At 67.2% G+C, this 2,306-nt stretch carries 3 protein-coding genes; all 3 read right to left on the reverse strand.

Features of this window, described 5'->3' with window-relative positions; all coding sequences use genetic code 11:
• Positions 1-152: 152 nt before the first annotated feature.
• Positions 153-560: a (R)-mandelonitrile lyase gene (locus VNT50_RS09360; protein WP_325484848.1), complete on the reverse strand. Its 408-nt coding sequence runs from the start codon at positions 558-560 to the stop codon at positions 153-155.
• Between the two features lie 127 nt (positions 561-687).
• Positions 688-1,173 carry a hypothetical protein gene (locus VNT50_RS09365; RefSeq protein ID WP_325484849.1) on the reverse strand — a complete coding sequence of 162 codons (486 nt, stop codon included), beginning with the start codon at positions 1,171-1,173 and terminating at the stop codon, positions 688-690.
• The coding region (locus tag VNT50_RS09370; protein ID WP_325484850.1) for a zinc-dependent alcohol dehydrogenase at positions 1,170-2,306 on the reverse strand (1,137 nt) is incomplete at its 5' end. The genes VNT50_RS09370 and VNT50_RS09365, both read right to left, overlap by 4 nt.

The following is a 2,306-nucleotide window of genomic DNA, read 5'->3' on the forward strand; positions in this document are numbered from 1 at the left end:
CATGGACCGGCGCTAGCTCTCCACGAGCCGCCCCGTTGGCCTAATCGCCGCTCCGCGTTGCGGGGGGCGGAGGACGACTCGGCGTCCCAGAGGTTGTCGATGGGGTGGCGACCGTCTGCGTGAAGCCGGAGGCACGCCCGCCGGGCCGCCGGCTACTTCGCCGGGGCGGCGTCGTACTCGTCGTCGGTGACATGGTCACCCCAAGTGACGGGGCTGCCCTGGTCATCGACTTCCTGCATCGCGAGGTGGGTCATGAAGCGATCAGGGGCGGCGCCGTGCCAGTGATCCTCGCCGGGCTCGAAGAACACCCGGTCTCCGGGATGGATGACCTCGATCGGCCCGCCGCGGCGCTGGCAGCGGCCGACGCCCTCGGTCACGTAGATGTTCTGCCCGAAGGGATGGGTGTGCCACGCGGTTCGGGCGCCGGGCGTGAAGTGGACGCTCGCGGCGGCGAGGCGGGAGGGCGGCGACGGCGTGGCGACGGTGTCGATGTAGACCGCGCCGGTGAACCAGTCGCTCGGTCCGGTCGCGGTCTCGACGGAGTTCCTGGTGATCTGCATGTCGTTCTCCGTGGTCGTATCGTGCTGCGGCTAGGCGGCGGCTGACTGTGCAGGTTCATTGTCCGAGACTTCTGGCGCGCTGTCTTCGCGCTGCGCTACGGCGTCGTCGAGGTCACGTGAGTTCCGCTCACGCCGTTCCGGGGGTGACCGCCGGCGTTCCGTCGTAGATCTTGCGGTGCGGGTCCTCCATATTGCTGCGCTGGACGGCCGGCACGTCGGCCTTGTAGTCGCCCCTGCCGCTTGGATCGCTGAACATCAGCGACGTCAGCTCGAATAGGCAGAGGGCGACGTGCGGGACCCATTGGTCCGTGTCCTTCCTGTACTGGCCGGTCACGAACGGCGTGGCGGCCAGCGCCAGGGCGCCTATCGCGTCGAGCGCGAGGTGCGCCTTGTAGGGGATCACCTTCGCTACGCCGAGCGGGTAGGAGGTGAGCGTGCTGTAGCCGGCGTGGATCGCGCCGGCCACCCTGATCTGCTTCGCTGCGAGCGTGCCCTCGATTCCCACCAAGCGGGGGAAGACGGTCATCAGCGTTGTGCCGACGGTGTAGTCGGTGACGCCGTGCAGCGTGGAGTCGATCGGACGAGGAAATCCCCTCGAGCTGTTCTCGGTCATGGCTTGAGCACCACCTTCACGCAGTTGTCCTGCTTGTGCTTGAACGTCTCGTAGCCGTTGGGCGCCTCGCCGAGCTCGAGCCGGTGCGTGACGACGAAGCTTGGGTCGATGTCGCCGTTCTTGATGTGCTCGTACAGCGGCTTCATATACCGCTGCACGTGGCACTGGCCAGTCCTCACGGTCAGGCCCTTGTTCATCAGTGCGCCCGTCGGGAACTTGTCCATCAGTCCGCCGTAGACGCCGATGATGGACACGATGCCGGCCGGCTGGCAGGCGAGGATCGCGTCGCGCAGGGCCGGCCCTCGATCAGTCTCCGAGCGCGTGGCCTGCTTGACCCGCTCGGCGGCCTGCAGGACGCCGTGTCCGTCCACCGCCTCCATGCCGGCGGCGTCGATCACCGCGTCAGGGCCGCGACCGCCGGTCAGCTCCTTGAGCTGCTCGACGACGTCGGGGTCCTCGTCGAAGTTGATCGTGTCGGTCGCCCGGGCCTTGTTGCGGGCCATCTCGAGCCGGTAATCGAACTGGTCAATCGCGATGACCCGGTCGGCGCCGAGCATCACCGCGCTGGCGATGGCGAACTGCCCGACGGGGCCGGCCCCGAACACGGCGATCACCTCGCCGCCCTGGATGTCGCAGAACTCTGCGCCCATGAACCCCGTCGGGAAGATGTCCGAGAGGAAGAGCACCTGCTCGTCGGTGAGGTCGTCCTCGATCTTGATCGGACCGACGTCGGCGTAGGGCACGCGCGCGTACTCCGCCTGCCCGCCGGCGTAGCCGCCGGTCAGATGCGAGTAGCCGAAGATGCCGCAGGTGGAGTGGCCGAACATCTTCTCGGCCATCCCGGCGTTGGGATTCGAGTTCTCGCAGACCGAGTAGAGCTCGTGTTTGCAGTGCCAGCAGTTGCCGCAGGCGATCGGAAACGGCACGACCACGCGATCGCCGACCTGCAGGTTCGACACCCCCTTGCCGGTCTCGACGATCTCACCCATGAACTCGTGCCCGAGGATGTCCCCCTTCTCCATCGTGGGGATGTAGCCGTCATAGAGGTGCAGGTCGGACCCGCAGATCGCCGTCGAGGTGATCTTCACGATCGCGTCGCGGTCGTTGAGGATCTTCGGGTCCGGGACGTTCTC

The sequence above is a fragment of the Microbacterium sp. genome, assembly GCF_035554235.1.
Taxonomy (GTDB): Bacteria; Actinomycetota; Actinomycetes; order Actinomycetales; family Microbacteriaceae; genus Microbacterium.

Coding starts and splice junctions, on each gene's coding strand:
- VNT50_RS09360 (WP_325484848.1), bottom strand. CDS start 560: ATGCAGATCACCAGGAACTCCGTCGAGACCGCGACCGGACCGAGCGAC.
- VNT50_RS09365 (WP_325484849.1), bottom strand. CDS start 1,173: ATGACCGAGAACAGCTCGAGGGGATTTCCTCGTCCGATCGACTCCACG.